Source organism: Actinoallomurus acanthiterrae (assembly GCF_054775715.1).
This window is the reverse complement of sequence record NZ_BAAHCO010000001.1, coordinates 220,129-235,308: the sequence shown is the minus strand read 5'-3', so window position 1 is coordinate 235,308 and position 15,180 is coordinate 220,129. Positions and strand designations below refer to the sequence as shown.

The following is a 15,180-nucleotide window of genomic DNA, read 5'->3' as shown; positions in this document are numbered from 1 at the left end:
CTTCCCGCTACCTTGGCCAATCCGACAAATCGCCGATGACACCGCGGGTCGTGGCTCGCGCTCCGGGGTCATGGGAGAGGAGACGTATCGATGGTCATCCTGGGAATCGTGCTGGCCGCCGCGGCGGTTGCCGTTGGCATCGGCGTCATCGCCGGGAACTCGTCATCCGCCTCGATCGAAATCTTCGGCAAGCACGTGCCGGGCGTGCAGACCGACGGACAGGTCTTCGCCGCAGGCGTGCTCGTCGCGTTCGTGTTCCTGATCGGCATGGCGCTGGCGTTCCTGACGATGGGCCGCGCCATGCGAGCACGCCGCGAGATCCGCGACCTGCGGGACCAGCACCGCGAGTCGCTCAGCACGCTGGAGATGGAGAAGCAGCAGTTGCAGCGCGAACTGGCCCGCGCCCGCAACGCCCCCGGCGGCCCCGGTGGTCCGGGCGGTCCCGGTGGTCCCTCGACGACGGCCAACGACATCCCGGTCGCCCGCGGCGGCCGGAGGTCCGAGCGCGACCCGGTCTCCTCCTTCTTCGACCGCAACGAGTGACCGCCCCGCCCCGTACGACGCCGGGGTGATCTAGGAAGCTTCGTTGACGGACGGTTCCTCCCGGACTGCGGCGCAGTCAGGGTCGACCTCTCCGCGAGCGTTCTGCGCGCTGTGCGCTCGCCCGGGGCCGCGGGTCCGCCATAGGTGTACAACGGGCGCATGGACCCCAGAGCGGACGCCGACGGCGCCAACAGACGCAACGCGGTCGTGGTCGGCGGTGGAATCGGTGGACTGGCAGCCGCCGTCGCACTGATCCGCTGCGGATGGCAGGTGGAGGTCCTCGAGCGCGCCCCCGCCTTCGAGGAGGTCGGCGCCGGGCTGTCCCTGTGGCCCAATGGGATACGTGCCCTGGACGCGCTGGGCCTGGGCGAGAACGTTCGCCGACAGGCCATGACGGAGACCGAAGGAGGCATCCGGAACGCCTCCGGCCACTGGCTGGCCCGAACCGACGTACGCGAACTGGGACGCCGATACGGCCCGATCGTCGCCGTGCACCGCGCCGATCTGACCGAGATCCTCCGCGAGGCCGTTCCCACCGCCGCGCTGCGCATGAACGCCGAGGTCACCGGCGTCGAAGCCGCGGGTTCCTCGGTCGAGGTCCGGCACACGGCAGGGGTGTCGCGAGCCGACCTCCTGGTGGGCGCCGACGGAATCCGGAGCGTCGTCCGGCGCTCCCTCTGGCCCCGCCATCGCGAACCCCGCTACGCGGGATACACGGCCTGGCGCGTGATCGTCGATACGGGAGGTCGTCCGTCGGGGGCCGGCGAGACCTGGGGACGCGGCCAGCGAGCGGGAATCGTGCCACTCGCCGACGGCAGCACCTACTTCTTCTGCGTCGCGAACGCTCCCGAAGGGCAACGCAGCCCCGACGGCGAGCTGGCGGAGATGCGGCGGCGTTTCACCGGCTGGCACGCGCCGATCCCCGAACTCCTCGCCGCCGCCTCCGAGGACGCGGTGATGCGTCATGACATCTACGAACTGCCGCCGTTGCGCACCTTCGTCCATGGCCGCACCGCGCTGCTCGGCGACGCCGCGCACGCCATGACCCCGGACCTGGGGCAGGGCGCCAACCAGGCGCTGGAGGACGCCGTCACGCTGGCCGCGATGCTCGCCGCGCATCCGGACGTGGACCCCGCTCTCGCCGCCTATGACCGCCAGCGTCGCGCCCGCACGCAGATGATCGCCCGCCGGTCCCGTCTGATCGGAACGGTCGCGCAGTGGAGTTGGCGGCCCGCCGCCATCCTGCGGGACCGGGTGCTGCGCCTGAGCCCGTCCTCTTCCATGCTGAAGGCGCTGGCTCCAACGCTCTCCTGGCAACCCCCGACCCTGGAGCCCGCGAACCGTCCCTCGTGAAGAGCCAGTACCGCGCCCACCACGAGGTGGCACAGCGATCGCACCATGGCGCACGCATCGGGCTCGGCAGACGCATCGGACCCGGCAGACCGCATCGGGCCGGCAGGTGCATCGGGCCGGCAGGCGCATCGGGCCGGGCAGACGCGTCGGGCATCGCGTGAGGCACGTAGCTCACGCACGCATGGATCGCGCGAGACACATCGACCACGAGAGGTAGGCGGGATGGCCTAGAGCACGGGAATCGCGCGGGCGCACAGGGACCGCGGGGCACGGATCGCGCCGGGCACACGCATCACGCGCGGCGACGGACTCTGCCGAACGTCGAGAGTCGGCTCTGCCGTACGTCGAGAGTCAGCTCCGACGCCGCCGCCCGCGGTAGCCGCGGCGGGCAGGAGCAGCCTCCCGCTGGCCGGCGACTCCGGAGGATTCCTGCTGGTCGTCCCCGTGGTCGGCGGCACGATCCGGCGCCACCGCCGCGCCATCGGCGTTCCGGCGCGAGCCTGCGGCGGCTTCCGCAGCCGGAGCGGCATTGGAATCACCCGTCCCTGCGTCTCGGGCGTCACCGGCCGCTCCGGGCATGTCGGCACCGGTGGCGAGCTCGGTCACCGGCGCCCTTCGCCGCTTCCGGCCGGTCGGCACCCCGCCACCCGGCGACTTCCCGTCGGCACGACCGGCGGGAGAGGTGCGACCGCCGGAGCCGGTCTGCGCGACGCGGGCGTCCGCTGCCAGCCGCTGGCGGCGGGACCACATGCCGAAGTGCGCGGACAGCAGCAGGAGCACCAACGCGGCCGCGATGCTCTGGCCCCACTTGATCGGAGTGGTCGCGGAGACGTTGTCCGCCCGTATCTGCTTGGTGTTCGGCGCGGCGATCTGCGGATCCGGCGTCGGGTACTGGAATCCCATCCCCGTGCCATTCGGACCCAACGACGGAAGGTTGAACGGCGAGTTGCTGTTCAGCGACGGTGTCGGGACGCCCTCGGTGCCGCTGGGGAGAGTCGGGCCCGATCCCGGAACCACCGTGTTACCGCCGGACTTCGGCGTCTTGCCCGGCGTCGTCTTGTGGTGCGTCGGCTTGGGCTTCGGCGACGCCGACCGGGCGTTCGCCGAGAACCCGCTCGTGTCGTACGTACAGGTGGTGAGATTTCCGATCACGGCCAGCGTGAAGTATCCGGCCTCGGGGACCTTTACGTCTCCCTCGATGACACCGTCGGAGATGCTCGGACCCACCTGCCGATCCAGACCCGGCCCCGAAATCTGAAGATGCGCCTTGGCCAGCATCCCGCTGACCGTGGCACTCACATGGACGCTCGAGCCTGCGGTAACGGACTCGGACGGCGGGGTGATCGACGCGTGCGCGAAGAGCCAGCAGGGACTATCGGCGTGCACGGGGCCGCTCTCGCCGACGGCGATGGCGGCAGCGGTCAGCGGAGTCATCAGGGCGACTGCGGCGGCCTTGGCGACCTTCCTCACGACGCCGTCCCTTCCTCGACAACTCTTCCGTCGCACCGGCTCGGAACACCGGCGGCAACGCTCATCCCTTGATCGAAACGACCGGACGGGAAGAACATCACGGCCGTTCCGAGTGACTCTAGGGGTTTCTGGAGCCAGTGGTGGTAATTGTTCGCAGCAGCTTATCGGACACTATCTCCAATAGAGTCACAGATCCATACCGATGCCCCACTTTGCGTGGGGCACCGGGACGCATCCCACTTGACGGATTCAACGAGCCAAGCCGCCTCCGGTCACGCCCTTCCCTGGCGGATCAGGTTTCGGCAGGCCACCGCCGTCCACCGGGCCGGCACGGGCCCGGGCGGTGGCGGTCAGCCGACCCAATCGCGGCAGCGACCGGACCTGGGAGGTGACGATGACGTCCGCGATCGATCCGTGGACCTCACACTCGTGGAGCCGCGCCTGAGAATCACGCGCCACTCGTGCCGCAAGCAGACAGGCGCGCTCGGATCCTTCGGCCACGTGTGCCGCCGCGGCGAGGGCCGCGAGATCGGCGGCGGCGTGCGCACGATGCCGGGCGGCGCGCGCTCCGCCCACGACCATCGCCATGGCGGCCACCGTCCAGACGGCCCCGATCAGCGCGACCGTCCACACGGTGCCCGAACCTCGGTCACTGGATTCCGTGTCCACGGACCGGCGTGCGCTCTCGATCGTCCTGCACGCCACCCGCGCCGATGCCGACGCCGTTTCCCGCAGCACCTCTGCTCCGACCTCCCGTTCCTCTCCGACTTCTCGTTCCTCTCCTCCTGCCCGGCCTCCCGTTCCTCTCTCCGACCTCCAGTCGCTCTCGCGGCCTCGTATCCCCCTCAGCGCTCGTCTCGCGCCCACCTTGCGGGTCGCCGACCTCTGCCTTCGGATCTCCCGCTCTGTCGGCGTTTTCTCCGGACCTCCGACACTTCAGCCGCTGGTGACCGGCGTCTGGGTGCCTCCTTCCGGCTCGGTCGCGGCGGTTGCCTGCGCTCGCAGTTTCAGGGGCGGGAAGAGGCTCCGCACCGGAGGGCTCACCGTTGCCCGTACCACCACACGGGTGATGCGAGAGTCCCGATGGATCCAGACGCTCGCGCCGGGAGGGGCCGCGCGCCGAGCGGCGGCGCGGACCTCGGTCATCGGCTCGCCTCGGGCGGCGGCACGGGCACCGGCTCTCGCGGCGTCCACGCATGCGACCTGGGCCGCTGCAGCGCTCACGCCCCACATCGCGGTCGCGAGGATGAGGACGAGCGCCGGGAAGGCGACCGCCGTCTCAGCGGTCACCGATCCTCGGTCACTATCGGGCTCGACATGGACGCGTCGCCGTGCTGGACCACCGGGCGATGCGGTGCGGGCCGTGTGGGCCGTGCGGCCCGCATCCGCCGTGTCCGCTCGGCGTCGGATCGAGGTCCCGCCTCGACCGCCAGCGACCGCCGCGACCGAGATCCCGGCATCCGTCAGCACATCGGTCCGTGCCGCATCCCGTCCGACTGTGGCCGGACCGGGCTCGGCGACACGCCAGCGCCCCATCGCGGCGCCCCCAAGTCCGGTCACCGGCCCCACTCCGATGAGTGTGAGGTCCGAAGGCGCGCGCGACCCACCCCGTCGATCATCGCTCCGCATGGCTGTCGGTCAACCGACGAGGTTGAGTGCCCTGTGAATGATCGTTAAGAGCATTCGCCGGACTTCGGGGCTGGTCACGATCTTGAACAACAGACCGGCGAAAGCGGCGGCCGCCACCGTGCCGACGGCGTATTCGGCGGTGGACATGCCGTCGTCGCTTCCACGGCACGCCCAACGGCTACTCAACGTAGAGATCATGCGCATGTGATCCTCCTGTTCGGATGACGGACGCGAGAACGTCCCGGCATCAGCGTTGCGGAACGCCCAGAGACCAGCCATCCCCGAACAACGTTCTGTGGAAAACCCGCGCGTCGGCATATCGATTATCGGTACTATCGAATATCGATATGCGCTCGACGAGCGGAGAGAACATGAGCGGGAAGCCCTGGCAGACGTGGAGCCGGAACGACAGTCGCATCTTGGAAGCGGTCCTCGGCCTGGCCCTCCTGTTGGTGGGTCTCTCCGGCGTACTCGTGCCCGTCCTTCGTGTGGCCGGGCTGCTCTCATCGGCGCATACCCGCGAGGTCCAGCTCGGCGACCTCGGCCAGGTGCCCGCCGCCATCTCGTCGCGTGGCGTGACGCTCCGCGGCGTGCGCACCGGGGAGTTGGCCTTCGCCCACCCTGGCCTCGCCGAGCGCCTGCTGCTCGTTCTCCCCGAGGTCGCCAGGGCTCTGCTCCTGTTGGTGATCCTGGCGCTGCTCCGCCGGATGATCCGCAGCCTTCGTGACGGCGACGTCTTCATCGCGCGGAACGCCCGGCGGCTGGGCGTCATCGCCGCAGCGGTCCTGGTCCTCGCCACGCTCATCCCGCTGGTGGACGCCGTCACCACCACACTCCTGGTGAGCGGGACGCATCTGAGCCCCAAGATCTCGATCACCTATGAGGTCTCCGGCCCCTACGTGCTGCTGGCGCTCCTGGTCGCCGCTGCGGCCGAGGCGTTCCGCCAGGGCACCCGCCTGCGCGCCGACTCCGAAGGGCTGGTCTGATGCCGCCGGAGGAACCACACCAGATCAAGGTCCGTCTGGACCGTCTCCTGGCCGAGCGCGGCATGACCCTGGCCGAACTCGCCGAACGCGTCGGCGTGACCGTCGTCAACCTGTCCATCCTCAAGAACGACCGCGCCAAGGCGATCCGCTTCACCACCCTCAGCGCGATCTGCCGCGAACTCGGCTGCCAGCCCGGTGACATCCTCACCTTCGGCGACCCCTGACCGCCCGCCCGAAGCACCACGAAGGCACAGATCACCTCCGCGCGTTCCCCCGTGCTCACCACCTCCATGATCAATTCTTGGTTCAGGGAAGCCACCTTGGACGCCAACGCCCCCGCCGACGCGCCCGGCTCAGGGGAGGAGCAACGTGGCCGCGATGCCGGCGACGGCCGGGACGATGCCCAGCAGGATGAATGCCGGCAAGAAGCACAGGCCGAGCGGGGCGACCGCTCGGACCCCTGCGGCCCTCGCTCGTTTCGCGGCGGCCACCCGTGCGGCACGCCGCTGGTCGCGCGCCAGACGGGCGAGAGTGGCAGCGAGGGGCGCGCCCCCGGAAGCGGCGCGGGCCGCCGCGCGGCCCAGAGGCGCCAGAACGGGATCCTGGGCGAGCGCGAGCCACTCCGCGGCGGGGTCCGCACCGAGGCGGATACGGGCGGCCACGCGGGCCAGCTCGGCGCCGAGCGGTCCGCCGACGGCATCGGCCACGGCCTCGACCGACTCGTGCCACGCTCCGCCGCCCCGAAGGCACGCCGCCAGTAGATCGATCGCGATGGGCAGTTCGGCGACGACGCGGCCTCGGCGTTCGCGAGCCGCCTTCGGCTCCAGCCGCGCGAGGAAGCGCATGAGCCCCACTGCGACCAGGACGCCCGCCACCCAGCCCAGCGGACCTCCGAGCAACAACGCGCACGCGATGCCGGCCAACACGCTCACCCCGAGGCCGACGCGGTCATTCCCCTGTCCTTCGCTCGGGTCCGAGCGCCCCCCGGCCGATCTGCTGCGGCCGCCGACGGCCGCGTCCTCCAGGCTCCCCGTGCGGCCCACGACCGTTCCAGAACGGCCCCAGAGCGATCGATGAGAGCGACGTGTGCTCGGCCCACGAGAACGGCCGATGTTCGCGCCCACAGGGCTCACAAGCGGCCATGAGCGGCTCCCGGCCCGCACGGCCTCAACCGCCGTCTCGGCGGGCCGACGCTCATCGGCTAACAGCCTGCCGAGTCGTTTACCCGCCGGATCGCCCGAGACGACGATGAAACCCGCGAGGCCGGCGCAGCCGACGACGGTCAGCTCGAGGAACATCGATGATCCCTTCTCACAGTCGGATGCCCTCCGCTTCGGCTTCGACCGGGAACTCCGGCGTGGCCGAGCGCGGGTCCTGGCGGCGTGTGCTCGGACCGGGTCGGGCCGACCGCGCTCCGTCGGCGCGAGTCGGGCTCCATCGGCGCGAGTCGGGCTCCATCGGCGCGAGTCGGGCTCCATCTGCCGGATCGGGCTCCGCCGGCGCGGGACGGGCTTCGGCGCGTCAACGGATCTCCTCGGCGGCGGCTGCCAGGCGTCTGGTCCACCAGAGGCCGAGGATGTCCAGGGTGACGCCGAGTCCCAGGCACAGCGCTCCGGGGATCGTGCCGAACAGGAAGGCGAACGGTCGGGCACCGAGGGCGACGGCCATGAGCAGGCCGAGGAGGGGCAGCCCGGCGAGCAGTCGCGCCGTCGCGCGGGGGCCGGCGAGCTGGAGGGCGATCTCCTCCCGGTGCTCCTGCTCGTCGCGGAGCGCAGCGGCGAGACCGTCGATGACGCGGGCGAGCATCCCGCCACGGTCGACCCCGATGCGCCAGCAGCCGGCGAGCAGGCGGAGTCCCTCGCAACCGGGAGCCTCGGCCGCCCGTTCGAGGCATGCGGCGACGTCGTCACCCGACCGGGCGGCGTCCACGACGGATCCGAACCGGGGAAGGGACAGGCCTTCGGCGGCACCGGACAGCGCGGCGCCGGGTGGGCGTCCGGCCGCGAGCTCCGCCGCGATCCCGTCACACAACTCGACGATCGCGGCCCGCCGCGCCTCAAGGTCGCGTCGCCCTCCGGAGAGCACGTCGCGCAGGCGGAGCATCCGGTCGATCAGGCGGGGGCCGGAGGCCCGCTCGGACGCCGCCTCGGAGCGCGCCGGCATGATCGAGGTCAGCCGGAACGCGGCCGGCAGGGGCAGCGACAGGATCCAGACGCCGGCGGACACGCACGCCACCGCCAGGAGGGCGATCACGGCGGTGGACCGCCGAGCCGGGCGGCCAGGGCCGGGGCGCCAGGGCCCTCATGGATCGCGCCGTCGGCCCCGTAGGAGACCGCTGGGACCACCTCCACGAGGCCGTCCGGGCGCCGTTGGAACACGCAGATCTCGGCCACCCGGCGCCGTCCGCCGGGTGCCTCGCGGACGAGGTGCACGGCGACGTCGAGGGCCGCGGCGAGCTGGCTGTGCACGGCCTCCCGGCTCAGCCCCGCCGCACACGCGAGGGCCTCGAGCCGGGCGGGGACGTCGGCCGGGGCGTTGGCGTGCAGGGTGCCGCAGCCGCCCTCATGCCCCGTGTTGAGGGCGGCCAGTAGATCGACGACCTCGGCGCCTCGCACTTCGCCCACCACGAGGCGGTCCGGTCGCATCCGCAAGGCCTGGCGGACGAGGTCGTGGAGGGTGACGCCGCCGGCTCCCTCGATGTTCGGCGGGCGGGTCTCCAGGCCCACGACGTGCGGGTGTGCGGGCCGCAGCTCCGCAGAGTCCTCCACCAGGACCAGGCGCTCGCCTGGGTCGGCCAGCGACAGCAGCGCCGACAGGACCGTCGTCTTCCCAGTCCCGGTACCTCCGGTGATGAGGTAGGCAAGTCGGGCGGTGACCAGGGCGTCGAGGAGGTGGGCTCCTTCCGGGGGCACGGCCCCGGCGGAGACGAGCTCGGCGAGGGTGAAGGCCCGGTGCCGCGGCAGGCGGAGCGACAGCGTGGTGCCCCCGGAGGCGATCGGCGGCAGCACCGCGTGCAGCCGGATCCCGCCGGGCAGCCGGGCGTCGGCGTACGGGGCGGTGTCGTCGAGCCGTCGGCCGGCCGCGGCGGCGAGCCGCTGAGCCAGCCGGCGCACCGCGGCATCGTCGGGGAACCGCACGCGGGTGAGGCGCAGACCCGCACCGGCGTCGACCCAGACCTCACCCGGGCCGTTGACCAGGACGTCGGTCACCTCGGGGGCGCGGAGCAGAGGCTCGAGAGGTCCCGCGCCGACCAGGTCGGCCCGTACCTCGTCGGCGAGGGACAGCACCTCCGTGTCGCCGAGCATCCGCTCCTCCGCTCTCAGCGCCGCCGCCACGTGCGCGGCGGTCGGGGCCACGCCCGTCCCGACGAGCCGCCCGCGGACAGCCTCGGTCAGATCGCTCATGACGCCTTCCCTTTCGTGCCCGCCGCGCGGGCGGTTCGAGGCCGAGCGGCCCGGAGGTGCGGGGCCTGGCCGGGGAGATCCAGGGCCTGTCCGATGGATCTTGTTCGTGGCGAGCGGCGTCCAGCGGACGCCTCGCAAGGAGGTGGAGGAAGGCGGCCTGGTCTCGGCTGCCTCCGCCTCCCGTGGCTCCGGCACGAACGCGGGGGTCGGCGAAGCCGTTCCTGCGCGCTTTCGTGAGGTGGGGCGACGACGCCGACGGTGCCCATCAGCGGGCCGCTCCGCGCGGCGGCCGGTCGTGTGCCAAGTCGGTGAGGAACCGGCGGCAGAAGTCATCGAGCGCACCGCCCCTCCCCGGACGGTCGCCCCGCTCAATCGCGCTCGCCAGTCGCCGGTCCGTGGACACCACGCCGGCCAGGGGCAGGCGCAGCGACTCGGCGATGACGGCGGGCTTCAGACCGCCGGGCGCGGGACCGCGGACGACGACCCGAAGGTCGCGTGAGTAGGCGCGGACCAGCCCGGCGACCCGGTCGGCCGCGACGGTGGCGCGCACCTCCGCGGGGACGACGAGCAGCGTCGTGTCGGCGGAGGCCAGGACCTCCGCGCTCGCGTCGGTGATCTGCCGCGGGAGGTCACCGACCACCAGGTCGTAGCCGCGGACCGCCGCGTCGAGCACGGATCGCATCGTCTCGGCCGAGACCGGCTCGGCCGCCCCGCGGTGCCACGAGAGCACGGCCAGCCCGTCGCGCGCCGGCAGGGAGTCGTGGAGCGCGGCGGTGCTCAACCGCCCCTGCCGGTCGGCGTAGTCGGACCACCTGGCCCCGGGCGTCCCCTCCGCGCCCAGGACCAGGTCGATGCCGCCGCCGAGCGGATCCCCGTCGAGGAGCAGCGTGCGAAGGCGGGACCGGGCGGCGACGCCGGCCAGTGCCGCGGCCAGGACGCTCGTGCCCGCCCCGCCGCGCCCACCCAGGACGCCGACCACGGCCGCCCGCCCGCCGGCTCCCCGGCCGCCGCCATCTGGTCGACCAGCCAGGTCTCGGCCCCGGGCAGGGCCACCACCTGCTGCGCCCCGATCTCCACGGCGAACCGGTAGACGTCGTCGCCGTCGGTCTCGACCGTGGTGAGGATCACGCCCGGCCGTCGCTCGGGCGACGACCGGGCCAGGTCCCCGGCTAAGTCGGCGCCGACCACGACGAGCGCGGCGTCGCGCCAGGCGGCCCGGGCGCCCGCCGGATCGGCGGCGAGCCGGGTCTCGACGTCCGCCGCCGCGGCCAGGCGCAGCAGGTCGTCGACGAGCAGGGAATCGGCAGAGGCGATCAGCACGATGGCGGACATGGCATCTCCTCGCTTTCGCGAGGTCAACGATGCGCCCGCGGCCGTCGACGCCGAAAGGACCCCTCCCCAACCTGTGGATAACTCCGTCGTCGACGGCTCCGGCAGGAGACGAAATGGCTGGGGATACGAGACGACCCCCGCCGGGGGGGAGAGCGGGGGTCGCCGGACGGTCCGGCTCCGGGGGGGTAGAGCCGGTCCCGTTTTCCCGGGAGGTCTCGAAGGTCAAGTCGTGGCCGAGCACTCGTCAGCGGACGGTAAACCCGACACCCCCCAGTGTATGCAGATTCAACATAATGTCGCCCGATCACTCGGTGTTCCGTCGAAGTGGCGACCAATTTGTGATCATTGGCCGACCGCCCATAACGGGAGTATTCGGGCGTTTCCCACGTGGGGGGTACGTCGAGAACGCCTTCCGCGAGTGGCTGCAGCGTAGCGGAAGCAGGCGAGATCGTTCTGCGCTCGGGCAGGCTTGATTGATACAGGGGTAGATCACACTGCGTGATCTTTTTGCCGTCGCCCAAGCGATGTCCGAACACCGCAGCCAATGTCGGATTTACGAAGTCGATCTCTTGCGCGGGTTCACTGTTCCACTCTCGGAGATCTTCTCGCGCACCTCGGCTCGGCGAATCGAGGGCTTGCCAACTGGGCTAATTCGGCGTAGACAGGTTGCACGGACCAAGTGTCCGAGCACGGCAGCCGGGCACCCACGCGCGACCAGCCGCGGGAGGCGCGTCGAGACGGGCTTGACCCGATCCGACGATTCAGAGGTGCACGCTTGGTAACCCGGTGTGACGTGTCGGCGACGGCGTTCCTCCGGGAGCGCCGTTCGCTTTGCGCCGGTTCGTCCACTCTGCGCCATCGCTCATCCCCGTGCCGCCGCGCCGATATCGATTACGGGGCGTCCATCGACCCGTCGGCGCCCGCACATGGGTTACCCGAGCGCCTGAACACTCTCACCCTCACGACGGCGCAGAGAGCATCCCTCACATCCTGACACCGCCTTGACAGCCGGTCGATTCCACGCCTCCCCGCACGACAAGAAAAGGGCCCGAGGCCTGAAAGGCGGACGGCTCGGCACCCCGTCGGCCGGAGCACCGTCCGCGCCCGTCGGCCGGAGCACCGTCCGCGCCCGTCGACCGCAAGACGTCCCCCTGCTCGCCGACCGCAAAGCACCGCCTCAACCGCGAGGCACCGTCTCGTACCGTGAGGACCGTCTCCGACCTGAGACGCTGCCTCGACCACGAGACGCCATCGCCGATCGCGAGGCGCCGCCTCCTGCCGCGGGGTACCGGCTCCGACCGCGAGCACGGTCTCGACCACGGGACGCCACCTCGTACCGCGCAGAACGCCTCAGCCGCGCTGGAACGCCTCGCAGACCGCGAGCGCGTCGCGTGCGCCCAGCTCGATGGCCTCGGCGCAGTGGCGAACCCAGCCTGCGACGCCGTCCGGAGTGCCCGCCGTATAACCGCGCAGGGCGTTCCCGTACGTGTCCTGGAGCTCGAGGTGCCCGACCTCCGGGGCGGTCAGCGACTTGGGATCGAGGCCCCGGTCGACCAGGGTGAGCCGTGCTGCCGCCCGGGCCACGATGCCGTCGCCCCAGCCGAACGGGCGCAGCGCCAGCAGCTCGCCGTGCACGATCGCGGCGACGACGACGGCCGGCGCCTCTGTCGGCGCGGTCAGCAGGTCGCTGAGCACGTCGAGGCGGGCGACGACCTCCTTGGCCGACGGCGGCGGGCCGAGTTCGAAGGGGTCGGCGGCGTCGTCGTCCGGGCGGGGCCGGCCCAGCGCCTCGGGGTCGACGGCATCCGCGGCAGCCAGAGCGTGCAGCCGCGCGAGCGCCTGGCGCGGGGCGTTCCGCCAGGTGTCCGCGAGCGATCCGAGCTCGGCCGACACCCGCAGCGCACCCTGCACGACCGGATCGTTCGACAGGCCGCCGCGAACCTCATCCAGAGGCGCCGAGACGCCTTCGAGGGCGGCCGAGGCCCGGGCGCCGCGCAGCGCCGACTCCGCGGAGACCTCGGCGCTGCGGCGCCGCAGGATCCGGTGGCCGAGCAGCCGGTCGACGGCCTCCCGGGTCCGCGCGACGGCCTCGGGCACGTCGGGCAGGGTCGCGACGTTGGCAAACGCATCGCTCATCGGACGCGCGGCGTTCGACGATCGCTCGGCGGGGGCCGGTGCGGGAACGCCGCTTCCTCCTTGGAACCATCGGTGGCCGAAACACGGAACGGCGCGGGGTGGGACGCGGCGCGATCCCCGCGGCGTGCGGAGACGGCGCCATCGCATGACCCTACGCGGCGCGCGCCCCTTGTAACGACACGTACGAAGCTGGTGAAGTTGGCATGGACCTACCTGACCTTCTGCTCGATGGAGGAGCGCCGTGACGCAGGAAACCCCACACGAGACCCTCTCCAATCTTCTCCAGGAGAGCCGGCGGTTCGCTCCCCCCGCAGACCTGGCCGAGGCGGCGAACGTCACCTCGGCGGCGTACGAGGAGGCGACGGCGGACCGGCTGGCGTTCTGGGAGAAGCAGGCGAAGCGCCTGCACTGGAGCACCGAGTGGGACACCGTGCTGGACTGGTCGAATCCGCCGTTCGCCAAGTGGTTCGTCGGCGGGAAGCTGAACGCGGCGTACAACTGCGTCGACCGGCATGTCGAGGCGGGTCTCGGCGACCGCGTCGCGTACCACTGGGAGGGCGAGCCCGGCGACACCCGCACGATCACGTACGCCGATCTGCAGCGCGAGGTGTCCAAGGCGGCGAACGCCCTGATCGAGCTCGGTGTCCAGAAGGGCGACCGGGTAGCGATCTACATGCCGATGATCCCCGAGACGGTGTTCGCGATGCTGGCCTGCGCCCGCGTCGGCGCGCCGCACACGGTGGTCTTCGGCGGGTTCTCCGCCGACGCGCTGCGCGGCCGCATCGAGGACTGTGACGCGCACGTCGTGATCACCTCGGACGGCGGCTACCGGCGGGGCGCGCCGAGCGCGCTCAAGCCGAACGTCGACGAGGCCATCGCCGGCATCGACCACGTACGGAACGTCCTCGTCGTACGCCGCACCGGCCAGGACGTCGCCTGGACCGAGGGCCGCGACGTCTGGTGGCACGACCTCGTGGACCGGCAGAGCGAGGAGCACGAGCCGGAGCCGCACGACGCGGAGCACCCGCTGTACGTCATGTACACGTCGGGCACGACCGCCAAGCCGAAGGGCATCCTGCACACCACCGGCGGCTACCTCACGCAGGTCTCCTGGACCCACCACGCGGTGTTCGACCTGAAGCCGGAGAGCGACGTCTTCTGGACCGCGGCCGACATCGGCTGGGTGACCGGCCACTCGTACATCGTCTACGGGCCGCTGTCCAACGGCGCGACCAGCGTCATGTACGAGGGGACGCCCGACACCCCGCACCGGGGCCGCTGGTGGGAGACCGTCGCCAAGTACAAGGTGTCGATCCTGTACTGCGCGCCGACCGCGATCCGCACGTTCATGAAGTGGGGCGAGGACATCCCCGCCCAGCACGACCTGTCGTCGCTGCGGCTGCTCGGCTCCGTCGGCGAGCCGATCAACCCGGAGGCGTACGTCTGGTACCGCCGCAACATCGGGGGCGACCGCACGCCGGTGGTGGACACCTGGTGGCAGACCGAGACCGGCGGCATCATGATCAGCCCGCTGCCGGGGGTGACGCACGGCAAGCCCGGCGCGGCGATGCGGCCGCTGCCCGGCATCGAGGCCGACATCGTCGACGACCAGGGCAAGTCGGTGCCGAACGGCGGCGGCGGCTTCCTCGTCGTCAAGGAGCCGTGGCCGTCGATGCTGCGCACGATCTGGGGCGACGACGAGCGGTACATCAAGACGTACTGGTCGCGCTTCGACAACCTGTACTTCGCCGGCGACGGCGCGAAGAAGGACGAGGACGGCGACTTCTGGCTGCTCGGCCGGGTGGACGACGTCATGCTCGTCTCCGGCCACAACATCTCGACCACCGAGGTCGAGTCGGCGCTGGTGTCGAACCCCAAGGTCGCCGAGGCGGCGGTGGTCGGCTCCACCGACCCGCTCACCGGGCAGGCCATCGTCGCGTTCGTCATCCTGCGCGGGGAGACCGTCGACGACGGCGCGACGCTCGTCGCCGAGCTGCGCGACCACGTCGCCAAGCACCTGGGCCCGATCGCCAAGCCCCGCCAGATCATGATCGTTCCGGAGCTGCCCAAGACCCGGTCCGGGAAGATCATGCGGCGGCTGCTCCGCGACGTCGCCGAGAACCGCTCGCTCGGGGACGTGACCACGCTGACCGACAGCACGGTGATGGACCTCATCGCGGACAAGATGCCCTCCGCGGCGAACGACGAGTAACGACGACCGGGCGCGGCCCCGCCCACGCGGGGCCGCGCTCTCTCATTTCCGCCACACGGCTGCGGCCGCACGCCCTGACTCGACGGGCGGCGCGCCACGCGGCGATAAGGACCCG

At 71.8% G+C, this 15,180-nt stretch carries 14 protein-coding genes; 5 read left to right on the top strand and 9 right to left on the bottom strand.

The window, feature by feature from the left end:
- Positions 1–90 precede the first annotated feature (90 nt).
- Together ACYVF7_RS01245 and ACYVF7_RS01240 are read left to right on the top strand one after the other, a co-directional pair.
- Positions 91–543 carry a hypothetical protein gene (locus tag ACYVF7_RS01245; RefSeq protein WP_460333496.1) on the top strand — a complete coding sequence of 151 codons (453 nt, stop codon included), beginning with the start codon at positions 91–93 and terminating at the stop codon, positions 541–543.
- Positions 544–702: 159 nt separating this feature from the next.
- Entirely contained in the window at positions 703–1,896 is a 1,194-nt protein-coding gene (locus ACYVF7_RS01240) for an FAD-dependent monooxygenase (protein ID WP_460333493.1), read from the top strand.
- A 351-nt stretch (positions 1,897–2,247) separates the two neighbouring features.
- On the opposite strand, the gene ACYVF7_RS01235 is transcribed toward ACYVF7_RS01240, so the two are convergent.
- The 4 genes from ACYVF7_RS01235 to ACYVF7_RS01220 all read right to left on the bottom strand — a co-directional run bounded on the left by ACYVF7_RS01235 (position 2,248) and on the right by ACYVF7_RS01220 (position 5,199).
- A complete protein-coding gene (locus ACYVF7_RS01235) occupies positions 2,248–3,366 on the bottom strand; it encodes a hypothetical protein (protein WP_460333490.1) in 1,119 nt (372 codons plus the stop codon).
- Positions 3,367–3,615: 249 nt separating this feature from the next.
- Complete coding sequence (locus ACYVF7_RS01230) at positions 3,616–4,035, bottom strand: Rv3654c family TadE-like protein (RefSeq protein ID WP_460357734.1); 420 nt, start codon at positions 4,033–4,035, stop codon at positions 3,616–3,618.
- A 267-nt stretch (positions 4,036–4,302) separates the two neighbouring features.
- Positions 4,303–4,656 carry a TadE family type IV pilus minor pilin gene (locus ACYVF7_RS01225; RefSeq protein ID WP_460333488.1) on the bottom strand — a complete coding sequence of 118 codons (354 nt, stop codon included), beginning with the start codon at positions 4,654–4,656 and terminating at the stop codon, positions 4,303–4,305.
- A gap of 348 nt (positions 4,657–5,004) precedes the next feature.
- Entirely contained in the window at positions 5,005–5,199 is a 195-nt protein-coding gene (locus tag ACYVF7_RS01220; protein ID WP_460333485.1) for a DUF4244 domain-containing protein, read from the bottom strand.
- A 167-nt stretch (positions 5,200–5,366) separates the two neighbouring features.
- On the opposite strand from ACYVF7_RS01220, the gene ACYVF7_RS01215 reads away from it, so the two are divergent.
- Complete coding sequence (locus tag ACYVF7_RS01215) at positions 5,367–5,981, top strand: DUF2975 domain-containing protein (RefSeq protein ID WP_460333482.1); 615 nt, start codon at positions 5,367–5,369, stop codon at positions 5,979–5,981.
- Positions 5,981–6,205: a helix-turn-helix domain-containing protein gene (locus ACYVF7_RS01210; RefSeq protein WP_460333479.1), complete on the top strand. Its 225-nt coding sequence runs from the start codon at positions 5,981–5,983 to the stop codon at positions 6,203–6,205. Before ACYVF7_RS01215 ends, ACYVF7_RS01210 begins: the two co-directional genes overlap by 1 nt.
- A 129-nt stretch (positions 6,206–6,334) precedes the next feature.
- Here ACYVF7_RS01210 and ACYVF7_RS01205 read toward each other — a convergent pair whose 3' ends face one another.
- The 5 genes from ACYVF7_RS01205 to ACYVF7_RS01185 form a co-directional block, all read right to left on the bottom strand.
- Entirely contained in the window at positions 6,335–7,024 is a 690-nt protein-coding gene (locus ACYVF7_RS01205) for a type II secretion system F family protein (RefSeq protein ID WP_460333476.1), read from the bottom strand.
- A 478-nt stretch (positions 7,025–7,502) separates the two neighbouring features.
- Positions 7,503–8,234 carry a type II secretion system F family protein gene (locus tag ACYVF7_RS01200; RefSeq protein ID WP_460333473.1) on the bottom strand — a complete coding sequence of 244 codons (732 nt, stop codon included), beginning with the start codon at positions 8,232–8,234 and terminating at the stop codon, positions 7,503–7,505.
- A complete protein-coding gene (locus ACYVF7_RS01195; RefSeq protein ID WP_460333470.1) occupies positions 8,231–9,385 on the bottom strand; it encodes a TadA family conjugal transfer-associated ATPase in 1,155 nt (384 codons plus the stop codon). Before ACYVF7_RS01195 ends, ACYVF7_RS01200 begins: the two co-directional genes overlap by 4 nt.
- A 265-nt stretch (positions 9,386–9,650) precedes the next feature.
- Complete coding sequence (ssd, locus tag ACYVF7_RS01190) at positions 9,651–10,364, bottom strand: septum site-determining protein Ssd (RefSeq protein WP_460333467.1); 714 nt, start codon at positions 10,362–10,364, stop codon at positions 9,651–9,653.
- 1,703 nt (positions 10,365–12,067) lie between these two features.
- Positions 12,068–12,853: a Fic family protein gene (locus tag ACYVF7_RS01185; protein WP_460333464.1), complete on the bottom strand. Its 786-nt coding sequence runs from the start codon at positions 12,851–12,853 to the stop codon at positions 12,068–12,070.
- A 241-nt stretch (positions 12,854–13,094) separates the two neighbouring features.
- Here ACYVF7_RS01185 and acs point away from each other — a divergent pair, with 241 nt between their 5' ends.
- Positions 13,095–15,065, top strand: a complete 1,971-nt coding sequence (gene acs, locus ACYVF7_RS01180) for an acetate--CoA ligase (RefSeq protein WP_460333461.1) — start codon at positions 13,095–13,097, stop codon at positions 15,063–15,065.
- The last annotated feature ends 115 nt before the right edge of the window (positions 15,066–15,180 follow it).